This window comes from Salmonella sp. SG203 (genome assembly GCF_013350575.1).
Lineage (GTDB): Bacteria > Pseudomonadota > Gammaproteobacteria > Enterobacterales > Enterobacteriaceae > Salmonella > Salmonella enterica.
Map to the genome: position 1 here is coordinate 57,290 of NZ_SNMT01000007.1, position 15,435 is coordinate 72,724.

Here is a 15,435-nt window from a genome sequence, read left to right on the forward strand (position 1 = left end):
GAAGTATGTTTTGGACGGAATTATGTTTTATCCTTGTGGCCCTGATGATAGGCGCCAGGATCGGCGGCGTATTTTTAGGGATGGTCGGCGGGTTAGGCGTCGGCGTGATGGTTTTTATTTTTGGCTTGACGCCTTCTACGCCACCGATTGATGTTATTCTGATTATTCTTTCTGTTGTCCTGGCGGCCGCTTCTTTACAGGCCTCCGGCGGGCTGGATTTACTGGTCAAACTGGCGGAAAAAATTCTGCGTCGCCACCCTCGTTACATTACGTTATTAGCGCCGTTTATCTGTTATATCTTCACTTTTATGTCAGGAACGGGGCATGTCGTTTATAGCTTGTTACCGGTTATTTCTGAGGTCGCACGGGATTCAGGTATTCGACCGGAACGTCCTTTATCTATTTCCGTTATCGCATCGCAACAGGCGATCACCGCCAGCCCTATATCTGCCGCCATGGCGGCGATGATTGGTTTAATGGCGCCGTTGGGCGTCTCTATTTCAACCATAATGATGATTTGCGTGCCCGCCACGTTGATCGGCGTAGCGATGGGGGCAATAGCGACGTTTAATAAAGGAAAAGAGTTAAAAGACGATCCGGAATATCAACGTCGGCTTGCTGAAGGGTTAATTAAGCCTGCGCAGAAAGAAAGTAAAAATACGGTGGTCACTTCGCGCGCCAAATTGTCGGTGGCGTTATTTCTGACCAGCGCGATCGTTATCGTTCTGTTAGGACTGATTCCGGCGCTGCGGCCCATGGTGGAGACAGCGAAAGGGCTACAACCGCTTTCGATGTCCGCCGCTATCCAGATTACGATGCTCTCTTTTGCCTGCCTGATTGTGTTGTTATGCCGGCCGCAGGTCGATCAGATTATCAGCGGTACGGTATTTCGGGCGGGCGCGCTGGCGATTGTCTGCGCCTTCGGCCTGGCCTGGATGAGTGAGACGTTCGTGAATGGTCATATCGCGTTGATTAAGGCAGAAGTGCAAACTCTATTGCAACAGCATACCTGGCTTATCGCCATTATGATGTTTTTCGTGTCCGCTATGGTCAGCAGCCAGGCGGCAACGACGTTAATTCTGTTGCCGCTGGGGCTGGCGTTAGGGTTGCCCGCTTATGCATTAATCGGTTCCTGGCCTGCCGTTAACGGCTATTTCTTTATTCCGGTGGCGGGACAGTGTCTGGCGGCGCTGGCGTTTGACGACACCGGTACGACGCGTATCGGCAAATATGTGCTTAACCATAGTTTTATGCGTCCGGGATTAGTTAACGTGATTGTCTCGGTCATTGTCGGGCTGTTAATAGGAAAAATGGTTCTGGCCTGATTGTTATTCATGTTTTTATAGCACACGCCACTTATTATTTTTAATTCAGAGGAAGAAAATGAAAATTAGAGTTTTCATGGCCACCGTGTTGCTGCTCATCAGCCACTGTGTATTTAGCACAACGTCACTACCGCATATTGTTATTCTCGCGACAGGCGGTACTATCGCCGGGACGGCAGCCAATAATACGCAAACCGCCGGATATAAATCCGGTGAGCTTGGCGTGCAAACATTAATAAATGCCGTGCCGGAAATGAATAATATCGCTCGCGTTGACGGCGAGCAGGTGGCGAATATTGGTAGCGAAAATATGACCAGCGATATCATCCTGAAACTTTCACAGAAGGTGAATGCGTTATTGGCGCGGGACGATGTTGACGGTGTGGTTATTACTCATGGCACTGACACGCTCGATGAAACCGCCTACTTTCTTAATTTGACCGTGAAAAGCGACAAACCGGTGGTGTTTACCGCTGCAATGCGGCCCGCGTCGGCAATCAGCGCCGATGGCGCAATGAACCTGCTGGAAGCGGTCACGGTGGCTGCTGACCCGAATGCGAAGGGACGCGGTGTAATGGTCGTTTTAAACGATCGTATTGGTTCGGCGCGCTTTGTAACGAAAACCAATGCCACGACTCTGGATACCTTTAAAGCGCCGGAAGAGGGCTATCTGGGGGTCATCGTTAATGGTAAGCCACAGTTCGAAACGCGGGTGGAAAAAATTCATACCCTGCGATCTGTTTTTGACGTACGTAATATCAAGAAATTACCCAATGTGGTGATTATTTACGGCTATCAGGACGACCCGGAATATATGTATGATGCGGCGATCGCCCATCACGCGGACGGTATTATTTATGCCGGAACCGGCGCAGGTTCGGTCTCGGTACGCAGCGACGCGGGGATTAAAAAAGCGGAGAAGACCGGGATTATCGTGGTGCGTGCTTCCCGCACCGGAAACGGCGTAGTACCGTTGGATAAAGGGCAGCCAGGGCTGGTGTCTGACTCGCTCAACCCGGCGAAGGCGCGAGTCTTGCTGATGACGGCATTAACTCAGACGCGTAATCCGGAACTGATCCAGAGTTATTTCAGTACGTATTAATCATGCAGGCTTGTGCGCCCACCCTTGAAGATGGGCGCACAAGATATTAACGCATGGTCACAAACTCTTCCGATGCGGTCGGGTGAATGGCGACGGTATTATCGAAGTCTTTCTTGGTAGCGCCCATCTTCAGCGCTACCGCGAAGCCCTGCAACATTTCATCCATGCCGAAGCCGATACCGTGGATACCCACAATTTTTTCTTCCGGCCCGACGCAGACCAGCTTCATACGGCACGGCTGGCGGTGCGTCGTCACCGCGGTATACATAGCGGTAAACGATGATTTATAGACTTTCACCTGCTCGTCGCCGTACTGCTCGCGCGCCTGCGGCTCGCTTAACCCGACGGTGCCGATAGGCGGATGGCTAAAGACCACGGTCGGGATGTTGCTGTAGTCCAGATGCTCGTCCGGCTTGTTGTTAAACAGGCGTTCGGAGAGACGGCGACCGGCGGCGACGGCGACTGGCGTTAACTCCACTGCGCCGGTGTTATCGCCAACGGCGTAAATGCCTTCTACGTTCGTGTTCTGCCATTTATCAACGATGATGTAACCTTTTTCATTGGTTTTCACGCCCGCCGCCGCCAGATTAATATTGTCGGTCGACGGTTCGCGACCAATGGCCCAGATCAGGCAATCAACGGTTTCACTGCGGCCATCTTCCAGTTCCAAAGTCAGACTGCCGTCGGCGTTTTTCACCACCGCTTTCGGCACGGCGTGAGTATGCAGTTGCGGGCCTTCGGCGTTCATCACCTCAACCAGCGTTTCGCTAATCATCGGGTCAAAACTGCGCAGCGGCGCATGTTTACGGACAAACAGATGCGTTTTCGCCCCCAGCGCGTTGATAACGCCAGCCAGTTCAACGGCGATATAACCTGCGCCTACCACCGCGACGCGCTCCGGCAAGGCAGATAGCGCAAAGAAACCGTCGGAATCAATGCCGTATTCCACGCCTGGAATGCTCGGATGGCTCGGACGGCCGCCGGTAGCGATCAAAATATGGTCGGCGGTGATGGTTTCGCCGTTCACTTCAATGGTTTTGGCATCGACAAAGCGGGCAAAGCCTTTAATCACATCCACGTTATTTTTGCCCAGCACGTTGTCGTATGAAGTATGGATGCGGTCAATATACGCGGTACGGCTGGCAATCAGCTTGCTCCAGTCGAACTGATTAATCGTGGTGTCAAAACCGTAGTCCGGGCCATACAGATGAATCGCTTCACGAATCTGCGCGGCATGCCACATCACTTTCTTCGGCACGCAGCCCACGTTAACACAGGTACCGCCCAGCTCTTTGGCTTCGATGAGCGCGCATTTCTGGCCGTACATAGCGGCGCGGTTAATCGAGGCGATACCGCCGCTGCCGCCGCCGATAGCGATGTAATCATAGTGTTTGGTCATGACCGCTCCTTTATGTTCGTTGTCGGACGGATAGATTCTGCGCTACCCGCCAAAATATTCGCGATTGTATACCTGAAGGTGAAAGGTTCCACCGATGGCTGTGATTACTCCGGCACGATCCAGCTTACCGAAGTGTGTCCGTGACCGTTTGGCGCCAACCTGCTGTGCAGCCACGGTAGCACGTTGTTCATCTGCTGCTCCAGTTTCCACGGCGGGTTAACCACGATCATACCGGACGCCGTCATCCCGCGCTGATCGCTGTCCGGGCGGATCGCCAGCTCAATTTGCAGGATTTTACGGATGCCGGTGGCCTCCAGATCATGAATCATGCGCTTAATTTGCTGGCGGAGCACCACCGGATACCATAGCGCGTATGTCCCGGTGGCGAAACGTTTATAACCCTCGCTGATGCCGCTGACTACCGCCTGGTAGTCGGTTTTCATTTCATAAGGCGGGTCAATGAGGATCAGACCGCGGCGGGAAACCGGCGGTAATTTGGCTTTCAGTTGCTGATAGCCGTCAGCGCGTTCCACACGGGCGCGGTTGTCTTTTTGAAACTCCGCGCGCAACAGTGGGAAGTCGCTGGGATGCAATTCCGTGAGTTGCAGACTGTCCTGCTCACGCAGCAACTGGCGGGCGATTAACGGGGAGCCCGGGTAGTAGCGTAACTGCCCGCTGCGGTTGAAATGTTTTACGACGCTAATATACGGTTCCAGTTCGGCGGGCAGATCGTCCTGCTGCCAGATACGGGCGATGCCTTCCAGATACTCTCCGGTACGTTCAGCATGTTCGCTGCCCAACTGATAACGCCCCGCGCCCGCGTGCGTGTCCAGATAGAGAAACGGTTTTTCTTTCTCTTTTAGCGACTCGATGATCAGGCTCTGAACGGTGTGTTTAAGGACGTCGGCGTGGTTGCCAGCGTGAAAGCTGTGACGATAACTGAGCATGGATGCAGATATTCCGGGAAGTAAACAAGTTAGCCGATAGTTTACCGCAGATCCGTAGAGATTACCCCAGTACCGCCATGTTGTTTCGCGCGTTGTGAAAGTATTGCAAGACGTGTTCGTATCATCAAACCGTCAACTGCGCAGGCCAGCATCGCCTGTGGGCAAGGTAGTAGTTTTGACCTGGCGTTATTTTTAATGAAAGGAACCATAATGAAACTACACATTACTGTACTGGCGTCATCTCTGGCGCTGGCGATGCCGGCACTGGCGAAAGATATTCCCCTGTCCCAGGCGGAGTCGATAGCGAAAAGCGTGACGCCCGACTCGGCGAGCGTCGCCTTTAATGACCTTGAGGCTCAATGGCTGACACAGTTGCGTAAGGCATTACAAGGCGATACCGCCGCGTTGACTCGCGACGCCTTGGCTCAGATGCGACAGAATTCCATCCAGGCGGATAATGCCTGGTTACAGGCTAGCGGTTATGATTTTCATACTACTGAGAATCAACAGATGGGGATTACCCTACTTTCCGCCTTCAATACATTGCCGGAAGCAGTATTGAAAGACAATCTGGCGACGGTGACGGCGATTAATCACGATGCCGATGTTAATACCCGTCACCAGGCGCTGGCGGATGCGGAAAGCGTGGAGTATCTCTATTTCCTGAGCGACGCAATGGGGCCGCGGCTGGGGCGGGCATTTCTCGCCGCTTATGATAAAGGTGAGTTGGGCAAAGCGGCGGCGTTGATTAAAGCCTCGGAAGTCAGCACCGGCGCGGCGAAAAAATATTTTCATTACCCGCGTCCTTACCAGGTGCCGGGTAATACTATCCATCTGACGCCGGATGATGTGGTGGTAAAAGATGGTCATCCTTATACCGCGGGTGGCGGTGCTTTCCCCAGCGGACACACGAATACCGGTTATACGGATGCGCTGTTAATGGCGGAAATGATCCCGGAACGCTTTGATGCGCTGGTGATTCGTGGCGCGCGTTATGGCTATTCTCGCCTGGTCCTTGGCGTACACTATCCGCTGGATGTGATGGGCGCGCGGATGGTCGCGCAGCGTAATGTCGCGCATTATCTTAACGATCCGTATTACCGTACGTTATTCAACGAAGCTCGCGCTCAACTGCGCGAGGCGCTGGTGAAAGAGTGCGGTACGACGATTGTCGAATGCGCGGCATCGACTGGAAAAGACGATCCGTACCGCGATCCGGCCATGCATACTTTCTACCGCTTCACCATGACTTATAACCTGCCGCAACAGAAAGGCGAGCATCAGCCGTTGAAAATACCAAAAGGCGCCGATGTTCTGCTACAGACAGCGCTGCCGAACCTGTCGCCAGCGCAGCGTCAGGCGTTAATGGAAGAGACGGCGTTACCGGCAGGATATCCGTTGTCGGGCGAGACCGAGGATCAACAGTTCTGGCAGCGTCTGGATCTGTCCGCTGCTTACGAGATGGCGAGAAAAACGCGCTGACGTTGTCACCCGGCTTATAAAACGTAAGCCGGGATGATGTTAAAGGGGCGGCTTATTGCAGCGATACCCACGTCTGTACGCTGTCCATCATTGAAATTCCCCTTACTATCCCCCATTCTAGATCTCATCGCGAGAGCGCCAAAAGCGCGCTCCACTCACCTTCTTCTACAGGACTGCGCATATGACCAATCCATTACTAACGTCTTTTTCACTGCCGCCTTTTTCTGCAATTAAACCGGAGCATGTGGTGCCTGCGGTCACCAAAGCGTTGGCCGATTGCCGGGCGGCGGTAGAAGGCGTTGTGGCGCATGGCGCGCCGTATAGCTGGGAAAACCTCTGCCAGCCGTTGGCGGAAGCCGACGATGTTCTGGGGCGTATTTTCTCGCCAATTAGCCACTTAAACTCGGTGAAAAATAGCCCGGAGCTGCGTGAAGCCTACGAACAGACGTTACCGCTGCTGTCGGAATACAGCACCTGGGTTGGCCAGCATGAAGGACTGTACAACGCGTACCGCGACCTGCGCGACGGCGATCATTACGCCACTCTGAATACCGCGCAGAAGAAAGCGGTTGATAACGCGCTGCGTGATTTTGAACTGTCCGGCATCGGTCTGCCGAAAGAGAAACAGCAGCGTTACGGCGAAATCGCCACCCGCCTGTCTGAGCTAGGCAACCAGTACAGCAATAATGTGCTCGATGCCACCATGGGCTGGACGAAGCTCATCACCGACGAAGCCGAGCTGGCGGGAATGCCGGAAAGCGCGCTCGCCGCCGCTAAAGCCCAGGCGGAAGCCAAAGAGCAGGAAGGTTACCTGCTGACTCTGGATATCCCGAGCTATCTGCCAGTGATGACCTACTGCGACAACCAGGCGTTGCGTGAAGAGATGTATCGCGCCTATTCCACTCGCGCCTCCGACCAGGGGCCGAACGCCGGTAAGTGGGATAACAGCCCGGTGATGGAAGAAATTCTTGCGCTGCGCCATGAACTGGCGCAACTGCTGGGCTTCGAAAATTATGCCCATGAATCGCTGGCCACCAAAATGGCGGAAAATCCGCAGCAGGTGCTCGATTTCTTAACCGATCTGGCGAAACGCGCCCGTCCGCAGGGGGAAAAAGAGCTGGCCCAGCTGCGCGCCTTCGCCAAAGCCGAATTTGGCGTTGAGGAACTGCAACCGTGGGATATCGCGTACTACAGTGAAAAGCAAAAACAGCACCTGTACAGCATCAGCGATGAGCAGCTACGTCCGTACTTCCCGGAAAACAAAGCCGTGAATGGCCTGTTTGAAGTGGTGAAACGTATTTACGGCATCACCGCCAAAGAGCGTACTGACGTTGATGTCTGGCACCCGGAAGTGCGTTTCTTTGAACTGTATGACGAAAATAACGAGCTGCGCGGCAGCTTCTACCTTGACCTGTACGCGCGTGAACACAAACGCGGCGGGGCGTGGATGGACGACTGTGTCGGCCAGATGCGTAAGGCGGACGGCACATTGCAAAAGCCGGTCGCTTATCTGACCTGTAATTTCAACCGTCCGGTGAACGGTAAACCCGCTCTGTTTACCCATGACGAAGTGATCACCCTGTTCCACGAGTTTGGTCATGGCTTGCATCATATGTTGACCCGCATTGAGACCGCCGGGGTCTCCGGTATCAGCGGGGTGCCGTGGGATGCGGTCGAACTGCCGAGCCAGTTTATGGAAAACTGGTGCTGGGAGCCGGAAGCGCTGGCGTTTATCTCCGGCCACTATGAAACCGGCGAGCCGCTGCCGAAGGAACTGCTGGATAAAATGCTGGCGGCGAAAAACTATCAGGCGGCGCTGTTTATTCTGCGTCAGCTGGAGTTCGGTCTGTTTGATTTCCGTCTGCATGCGGAATTTAACCCGCAGCAAGGAGCGAAAATTCTTGAGACGCTCTTTGAAATTAAAAAACAGGTCGCCGTGGTGCCGTCACCGACATGGGGCCGTTTCCCACATGCGTTCAGCCATATCTTTGCTGGCGGCTATGCGGCAGGCTACTACAGCTATCTGTGGGCCGACGTACTGGCGGCGGACGCTTATTCCCGCTTTGAGGAGGAAGGCATTTTCAACCGTGAGACCGGTCAGTCGTTCCTTGATAACATCCTGACTCGCGGTGGTTCTGAAGAGCCGATGGAACTCTTTAAACGCTTCCGTGGCCGTGAACCACAGCTGGACGCGATGCTGGAGCATTACGGGATTAAAGGCTGATTTTACGTGCAAATCTGCTTAATGGATGAAACGGGCGCCACTGACGGCGCCTTATCTGCTCTGGCTGCCCGCTGGGGACTGGAGCATGACGAAGACAACCCGATGGCGCTGGTATTGACGCCGCAACATCTGGAGCTGCGCAAGCGCGACGAACCGAAACTCGGCGGCATTTTTGTCGATTTTGTCGGCGGGGCGATGGCGCACCGGCGCAAGTTCGGCGGCGGGCGCGGCGAAGCGGTGGCGAAAGCCGTCGGTATCAAAGGCGATTACCTGCCGGATGTGGTTGATGCCACTGCCGGACTGGGGCGCGATGCGTTTGTGCTGGCGTCAGTCGGCTGCCGCGTGCGGATGCTGGAGCGTAATCCGGTGGTTGCCGCGCTGCTCGACGACGGTCTGACGCGCGGCTATGCCGATGCGGACATTGGCGGCTGGCTTCAGGAGCGTTTGCAGCTGATTCATGTTTCCAGCCTGACGGCGTTGACCGATATCACGCCGCGCCCGCAGGTGGTCTACCTCGATCCGATGTTTCCTCACCGGCAGAAAAGCGCGCTGGTGAAGAAAGAGATGCGGGTGTTTCAGTCGTTGGTGGGGCCGGATTTAGACGCCGACGGACTGCTGGAACCGGCGCGTCAGTTGGCGACCAAACGCGTGGTGGTCAAACGTCCCGATTATGCGCCGCCGCTGGCGGATGTCGCGACGCCCAACGCCATCGTCACCAAAGGGCATAGGTTTGATATTTATGCCGGAACCCCTCTGACGGAGTAACGGATTGCCCGATGACGTTGCGCTTATCGGGCCTACGATTCTCAATTATTTGTAGGCCGGATAAGGCGTAAGCCGCATCCGGCACTGAGTATTACTGTTCGGTACCTGGCGTATTAATCATTCGGTTTAACCACGGCACCATAATGGCCATCACCACGGTGACCGCCAGCGTTACCAGACCAATTTTGCTAAAGACGCCGGTATAAATGGGCAGCGTCTGTAACGGATCGGTGATGTTTTCCGGTACGGCAGTGAAGGTCGCCACATAACCGCCGAGCAGGAAGGCGGCGGCCTGGGTCAGGAACCACATTCCCAGAATAAAGCCCATCAGATGCTGCGGCACCAGAGCGGCGACCATTGCCAGCCCCAGCGCGCTAATCAGCAACTCGCCCAGACTCTGGAACAGATACACCAGCACGATAAACCACGGCGACGTCAATCCTTGCGCATCGGCAAACCACATCCCGGCGGCGGCGGCGGTCAGAAAACCCAGCGCGCAGAGGAACATACCGAGCGTAAACTTCATCGGCATAGTCAGATCTTTGCCTTTGCTACCCAGTCGGGTGTAAATCGCTGCCAGTACCGGACTGGCGACGACCACCCAGAATGGGTTCAGCGCCTGAAAACTCACCGGGTTAATGGCGAATCCAAGAATTTCATGATGCACGTTATTAATCGCAAAGAAGTTCAGCGAGGTAGGCATCTGCGCATACAGAATGTAAAACAGCACGGCTTCAATCATCAGAATAAACGCCACGAACATTTTATTGCGGCCGGTTTTATCCAGACGAAACGCTTCGCGAAAGAAGAAAATAGTGACGACGATAGAAAGGACGATGAGCACCAGATTGGCAATCTTAACGTTGTGCATCAGCCAGGCGCAGAGGAAAATCATGACGACGGTGCCGAGTAGTACCAGCAGCAAATTGCGAAAACGTAGCGGTTTATGATCCGGTTCAGAACCGATATTTTTCACCATGCCACGGCAGGCGAAGTACACCAGAAGCGCAACAATTAAACCAGCGCCGCACAGATTATAGGTCACCGCATAGCCAAATTTATCGGCAATCACCGGCGCCAGCGATAGCGATAACAAAGAACCGATGTTAATCGACATATAAAACAGGGTGAAAGCGCCATCCAGCCGGGGATCTTTAGGCTGATAGCATTTAGAGAGCAGGCTGGCGGGATTGGCTTTAAATAACCCGTTGCCCACGGCAATCGTACCCAGTGCGATAAAAATCAGATCGGGATTTAATAGCGACATGCCGGTCATAAAATAGCCAATCGCCAGCACAATCGCGCCCAGGACCAGGGTGCGTTTAGTCCCTAACAGATGGTCGCCAACATAGCCGCCGATGGAGATCAGGCCATAAACCAGCGCCGCAAAAGCGCCAAAGGTAATAAAGGCCTGTTCCTGAGAAAAACCCAATTGTTTAACGAAAAAGACCGCCAGGATGCCCTGGACGCCGTAATAGCCAAATCGTTCCCATAATTCTACAAAAAAGATCATGAAGAATGGACGAGGTTGCTGCAGCAAGCCCGTAGGTGCAGTTGTATTCATATTCCTTCGCCTTTTAATGCCATCCCGAAACGTATGAGCGCGTATATCAAAACGCGCCGAAAAGACTTACCCTGATATAGACTGCGGTTATTAGCCTGATCAATAGGTTATTATACAAATGATACGCAAACTAATTAGTGGATCACACTAATTATGTTTGGTGTGATGGAATGATGTACTGAGTACTGCGAAGAAGGGGGGATAAACAAAACGCCCACATAAGCGGGCGTTGTTGTTGATAGCCGGAATTTGCCTGATGGTTCAGGCCAACCTGATTGACTATAGACCAGATGCGGTCTTAGCCGCCAGCCGGCACGGCAAGTATTACTCTTCTTCGTCGCGCAGCGGCACAATCAGCATGTCAACGTGAACGGTGTTGATCAGCTGGCGCGCAGAAGACATCAGTTTGCTCCAGAAGTCCTGGTGATGACCGCAAACGACCAGATCCATATCGTATTTCTTGATGGCGTCAACCAGCACCTGGCCCAAATCGCCGCTACCGCTCAGGGTTTCAGTGATAGGGTAGCCAGCGTTGGTAGACAGCTCGGTCAGCGCGTGGTGGGTTTCTTCGGAGATACGTTTCTGCATATCGCCCAGATTGACGTCAATCAGACCGGTGTACAGGTCAGAATAGTTCACATCAACGTGGATGAGGGAGATTTTCGCGTTGTAGGGGCGCGCCATAGAGACCGCTTTTTCAACCAGAACTTTACTTTCCGGGGAGAGATCAACTGCGATAAGAATGTGTTTATAAGCCATAGTGTTACTCCTTCCATAAGTTGTCGATGACCATTGAGCTACTGGCGTTTCTTATGCCGCCGCGTCACCCGCGTCCTGCGAACTCTATGCGCGGGGCTAGCTCAGCCGTTTACCATAACTATCCTTACATTATAGCGACCAGGATAATCCGTCAATCTGCCTTGCTTGCCAGCTAGTTAAACAAAATTTTCAGGGAATTGCATTGATAGTGATTAACCTTCTGGTAAAAAAATTAACTGATCTCCTACAATGTGTATAAGAGCCGTTCGAATGCGGAGCGCTAATATGGACGGCTTTCGTAGTACTCTTTCACTGATTGTCTGGCAGGGTATCGGGGAGCGGTAGTCCCGGAGAGGAACTCCGTGGGCGGGTCGCCGGGGAGGAGATATGATAAGCACCGTCTCACTATTCTGGGCTTTATGTGTCGTTTGCATTGTTAATATGGCGCGCTATTTCTCATCGCTACGCGCACTGTTAGTGGTACTTCGTGGTTGCGATCCTTTGCTCTATCAATATGTCGATGGCGGCGGCTTCTTTACCACGCATGGTCAGCCCAACAAACAGGTGCGCCTGGTATGGTATATCTACGCTCAGCGCTATCGCGATCATCATGATGAAGAATTTATTCGCCGTTGTGAACGCGTGCGCCGCCAGTTTCTGCTGACCAGCGCGTTATGCGGTTTGGTGGTGGTGAGCTTGATTGCGCTCATGATTTGGCACTGAATAAAAAAAGCGGGCCAGTTTCCTGACCCGCTTGTGTTAGATAAGCCTCCCGGATGACGCCGCTTGCAGCGGCCTATCAGGCCTGTGTCGTTTCATCCTGACAGACCGGATTAGCGACAGCGCTATCCGGCCCATTTGGCTTAAATAATCTTCAGGGAAAGCCAGTACAGCACGCCGGAAAGAATAATCGCCGCCGGTAACGTAAATACCCAGGCCATCAGAATGCTGGTCACGGTTTTACGCTGCAACCCGCCGCCATCAACGACCATGGTTCCCGCCACTGAAGAGGAGAGTACGTGAGTGGTAGAAACTGGCATACCGGTGTAGCTGGCAAGACCGATAGAGACTGCCGCCGTCATCTGCGCCGACATTCCCTGCGCATACGTCATGCCTTTTTTACCAATTTTCTCGCCGATAGTGGTCGCCACGCGACGCCAGCCGATCATCGTACCAATACCCAGCGCCAACGCCACTGCCATAATGATCCACACCGGCGCATACTCAATGGTGCTTAACATATCGGTCTTCAGCTTTTTCAGCAGGCGCTGGTCATCGCTGCTTACGCCAGGCAATTTCACGACTTTGTCGGTCGTGTCGGAAATGCACAGCATAATGCGACGCAACTGGCTACGCTGTTCAACGCTTAACTTGTCGTAGCTTTCCACGTTTGCCAGCATCCCTTTCGCACGGTTAAGCGCGTTAATGGTGTTAGCCGGATGGCAGTGGAATTCAGTCGGTTCAGTCGCGCCCGGTTCCGGAGACGGAATCAGTTGGTCAACGCCGGTGACGGCTTTCAGCAGGTCAGGACGCTGCTCAAAGTACGTTTCGACATTGTTGATAGCATCGCGCGTACGGGTGATTTCGTAGCTGGAGGCATTCATATTGACCACGAAACCCGCAGGCGCGACGCCAATCAGCACCAGCATGACCAGGCCAATGCCTTTCTGACCATCGTTCGCGCCATGCGAAAACGCCACGCCGATAGCTGAGAGGATCAGCGCGATACGCGTCCAGAACGGCGGCTTTTTCTTGCCGTCTTTCTTTTCACGTTCGGCTGGCGTCAGGTGGATACGGGCGCGTTTCTTAGTACCGCTCCAGTAGCGGCGCAGCAAGAAAATCAGACCGCCGGCGAATACCAGACCGACAATAGGGGAGATAATGAGTGAACCGAAAATATTGATAACTTTCGGGATGTTAAGCGCATCCACCACTGACGTGCCGGTCATCATCGCATTGGTTAAACCGATGCCGATAATGGCGCCAATCAGCGTGTGGGAACTGGACGCCGGCAACCCGAAATACCAGGTGCCGAGGTTCCAGATAATCGCCGCCAGCAACATGGAAAAGACCATAGCGAGGCCGTGCGCGGAACCCATGTTGAGCAGGAGATCCGTTGGTAGCATATGCACAATGGCATACGCCACGCTGAGACCCCCCAGCAAAACGCCAAAAAAGTTAAACACCGCCGCCATGACAACCGCCAGCTGCGAACGCATCGCACGGGTGTAAATCACGGTTGCGACTGCATTGGCTGTGTCATGGAAGCCGTTAATCGCTTCGTAGAACAGCACAAAAGCCAGAGCAAGCAATAATAAAAGCCCGGTATGTAAATCCAGGCCAGCAAACAAATGTAGCATAGGACGTTACGCCATTTTGAGGACATGAACGCGGCGCATTATCAGTGACTTTGGCGGCGCGGGCAAAGTGAAATATAGACTTTTTTTGATGTACTTCGTGCTTTGTTTGATATCACTAAAGAATTATCTTATATATTTCAGATAAATACCATTTTCAGGCGCTTTTCGCGCTGGTGCGACCACTGAGGAAACTTTACAATTCCCGCCCGAATTTGAGAGAGGAAGGCGACGTGGAAAGGTTTGATGCCGTTATTATAGGCGCTGGCGCAGCGGGCATGTTTTGCGCCGCGCAGGCAGGACAGGCGGGTAGCCGCGTGCTGCTCATCGATAATGGCAAGAAGCCAGGACGTAAAATCCTCATGTCCGGTGGTGGACGCTGCAACTTTACTAATCTTTATGTTGAGCCTGCTGCGTATTTGAGCCAGAACCCCCATTTTTGCAAATCAGCATTAGCCCGCTATACCCAGTGGGACTTTATCGATCTGGTCGGCAGGTATGGGATAGCCTGGCATGAGAAAACGCTGGGACAGCTTTTTTGCGATGATTCCGCCCAACGCATTGTCGATATGCTGGTTGCCGAGTGCGACAAAGGCGGCGTAACGATGCGCCTGCGTAGCGAGGTACTGAGCGTCGAGCGTGATGAGTCGGGTTTCGTACTGGCGTTGAACGGTGAGACGGTGACTACGCAAAAGCTAGTGATTGCCAGCGGCGGCCTGTCGATGCCGGGGCTTGGCGCATCGCCGTTTGGCTATAAAATCGCCGAACAGTTTGGTCTCAAGGTGGTGCCGACGCGCGCCGGGCTGGTGCCCTTTACGCTGCATAAGCCGCTGTTAGAACAGCTCCAGACGCTGTCTGGCGTCTCTGTGCCCTGCGTAATTACCGCCCGCAATGGCACGGTATTTCGGGAAAACCTACTTTTTACCCATCGTGGGCTGTCCGGCCCCGCTGTTTTACAGATTTCCAGCTACTGGCAACCGGGAGAGTTAGTGAGCATTAACTTATTGCCGGATCTCTCGCTGGAAGACGTTCTCAATGAACAGCGTAACGCGCATCCGAACCAGAGTCTGAAGAACACGCTGGCGATGCATCTGCCGAAACGGCTGGTGGAGTGTTTACAACAGTTGGGGCAGATCCCGGATGTATCGCTCAGGCAGTTGAACGTTCGTGACCAGCAGACGTTGGTTGACACGCTGACTGCCTGGCAAGTGCAGCCTAACGGCACCGAAGGCTATCGGACAGCGGAAGTGACGCTGGGCGGCGTGGATACAAACGAACTATCATCGCGGACTATGGAAGCGCGCCGCGTGCCGGGTCTCTATTTTATCGGCGAAGTGATGGACGTCACCGGCTGGTTGGGCGGCTATAACTTCCAGTGGGCGTGGTCGAGCGCCTGGGCCTGCGCGCAGGATTTGGCGGCAAAACGTTAAGCACCATTACAAACAATAAGCGAATAGACATCCCGGACAGAGGTGTTAGTATCGATTTATAGCAGTTATGAGTATGCGTGT

The 15,435-nt window shown here is 53.7% G+C and carries 12 protein-coding genes; 7 read left to right on the forward strand and 5 right to left on the reverse strand.

Going from position 1 to position 15,435, the window contains the following annotated elements; translation table 11 throughout:
• The first annotated feature begins 5 nt into the window (after positions 1–5).
• Both HV477_RS12330 and fraE read left to right on the forward strand, forming a co-directional pair.
• Positions 6–1,325 (forward strand): anaerobic C4-dicarboxylate transporter family protein, encoded by a 1,320-nt coding sequence (locus HV477_RS12330; RefSeq protein WP_000498935.1) that lies wholly within the window; start codon positions 6–8, stop codon positions 1,323–1,325.
• A gap of 58 nt (positions 1,326–1,383) precedes the next feature.
• Entirely contained in the window at positions 1,384–2,427 is a 1,044-nt protein-coding gene (fraE, locus tag HV477_RS12335; protein WP_079898874.1) for a fructose-asparagine asparaginase, read from the forward strand.
• A 46-nt stretch (positions 2,428–2,473) separates the two neighbouring features.
• On the opposite strand, the gene gorA is transcribed toward fraE, so the two are convergent.
• Together gorA and HV477_RS12345 are read right to left on the reverse strand one after the other, a co-directional pair.
• Complete coding sequence (gorA, locus tag HV477_RS12340; RefSeq protein ID WP_000160780.1) at positions 2,474–3,826, reverse strand: glutathione-disulfide reductase; 1,353 nt, start codon at positions 3,824–3,826, stop codon at positions 2,474–2,476.
• A 104-nt stretch (positions 3,827–3,930) separates the two neighbouring features.
• A complete protein-coding gene (locus HV477_RS12345; RefSeq protein WP_000954233.1) occupies positions 3,931–4,773 on the reverse strand; it encodes a 23S rRNA (adenine(2030)-N(6))-methyltransferase RlmJ in 843 nt (280 codons plus the stop codon).
• A 210-nt stretch (positions 4,774–4,983) separates the two neighbouring features.
• On the opposite strand from HV477_RS12345, the gene HV477_RS12350 reads away from it, so the two are divergent.
• The 3 genes from HV477_RS12350 (at position 4,984) to rsmJ (ending at position 9,244) form a co-directional block, all read left to right on the forward strand.
• Positions 4,984–6,255, forward strand: coding sequence for a phosphatase PAP2 family protein (locus HV477_RS12350; protein ID WP_000766151.1), 1,272 nt, complete (start codon positions 4,984–4,986; stop codon positions 6,253–6,255).
• A 181-nt stretch (positions 6,256–6,436) separates the two neighbouring features.
• Positions 6,437–8,479 (forward strand): oligopeptidase A, encoded by a 2,043-nt coding sequence (gene prlC, locus HV477_RS12355; protein WP_000184178.1) that lies wholly within the window; start codon positions 6,437–6,439, stop codon positions 8,477–8,479.
• 6 nt (positions 8,480–8,485) lie between these two features.
• On the forward strand, positions 8,486–9,244 hold the full coding sequence (gene rsmJ / locus HV477_RS12360) for a 16S rRNA (guanine(1516)-N(2))-methyltransferase RsmJ (RefSeq protein ID WP_023250588.1): 759 nt from the start codon (positions 8,486–8,488) through the stop codon (positions 9,242–9,244).
• Between the two features lie 91 nt (positions 9,245–9,335).
• Here the strand turns inward: rsmJ and dtpB are convergent, their stop codons facing one another.
• Together dtpB and uspA are read right to left on the reverse strand one after the other, a co-directional pair.
• Positions 9,336–10,808 carry a dipeptide/tripeptide permease DtpB gene (dtpB, locus tag HV477_RS12365; protein WP_001098275.1) on the reverse strand — a complete coding sequence of 491 codons (1,473 nt, stop codon included), beginning with the start codon at positions 10,806–10,808 and terminating at the stop codon, positions 9,336–9,338.
• 324 nt (positions 10,809–11,132) lie between these two features.
• Positions 11,133–11,567, reverse strand: coding sequence for a universal stress protein UspA (uspA, locus tag HV477_RS12370; RefSeq protein WP_000323565.1), 435 nt, complete (start codon positions 11,565–11,567; stop codon positions 11,133–11,135).
• Positions 11,568–11,954: 387 nt separating this feature from the next.
• Here uspA and uspB point away from each other — a divergent pair, with 387 nt between their 5' ends.
• A complete protein-coding gene (gene uspB, locus HV477_RS12375) occupies positions 11,955–12,290 on the forward strand; it encodes a universal stress protein UspB (RefSeq protein WP_000626193.1) in 336 nt (111 codons plus the stop codon).
• Positions 12,291–12,430: 140 nt separating this feature from the next.
• On the opposite strand, the gene pitA is transcribed toward uspB, so the two are convergent.
• A complete protein-coding gene (gene pitA, locus HV477_RS12380; RefSeq protein ID WP_000902764.1) occupies positions 12,431–13,927 on the reverse strand; it encodes an inorganic phosphate transporter PitA in 1,497 nt (498 codons plus the stop codon).
• Between the two features lie 230 nt (positions 13,928–14,157).
• Here pitA and HV477_RS12385 point away from each other — a divergent pair, with 230 nt between their 5' ends.
• Complete coding sequence (locus HV477_RS12385; RefSeq protein WP_079898873.1) at positions 14,158–15,354, forward strand: NAD(P)/FAD-dependent oxidoreductase; 1,197 nt, start codon at positions 14,158–14,160, stop codon at positions 15,352–15,354.
• Positions 15,355–15,435: the final 81 nt, after the last annotated feature.

Coding starts and splice junctions, on each gene's coding strand:
- HV477_RS12350 (WP_000766151.1), top strand. CDS start 4,984: ATGAAACTACACATTACTGTACTGGCGTCATCTCTGGCGCTGGCGATG.
- HV477_RS12330 (WP_000498935.1), top strand. CDS start 6: ATGTTTTGGACGGAATTATGTTTTATCCTTGTGGCCCTGATGATAGGC.
- fraE (WP_079898874.1), top strand. CDS start 1,384: ATGAAAATTAGAGTTTTCATGGCCACCGTGTTGCTGCTCATCAGCCAC.
- pitA (WP_000902764.1), bottom strand. CDS start 13,927: ATGCTACATTTGTTTGCTGGCCTGGATTTACATACCGGGCTTTTATTA.
- HV477_RS12345 (WP_000954233.1), bottom strand. CDS start 4,773: ATGCTCAGTTATCGTCACAGCTTTCACGCTGGCAACCACGCCGACGTC.
- uspB (WP_000626193.1), top strand. CDS start 11,955: ATGATAAGCACCGTCTCACTATTCTGGGCTTTATGTGTCGTTTGCATT.
- dtpB (WP_001098275.1), bottom strand. CDS start 10,808: ATGAATACAACTGCACCTACGGGCTTGCTGCAGCAACCTCGTCCATTC.
- uspA (WP_000323565.1), bottom strand. CDS start 11,567: ATGGCTTATAAACACATTCTTATCGCAGTTGATCTCTCCCCGGAAAGT.
- prlC (WP_000184178.1), top strand. CDS start 6,437: ATGACCAATCCATTACTAACGTCTTTTTCACTGCCGCCTTTTTCTGCA.
- gorA (WP_000160780.1), bottom strand. CDS start 3,826: ATGACCAAACACTATGATTACATCGCTATCGGCGGCGGCAGCGGCGGT.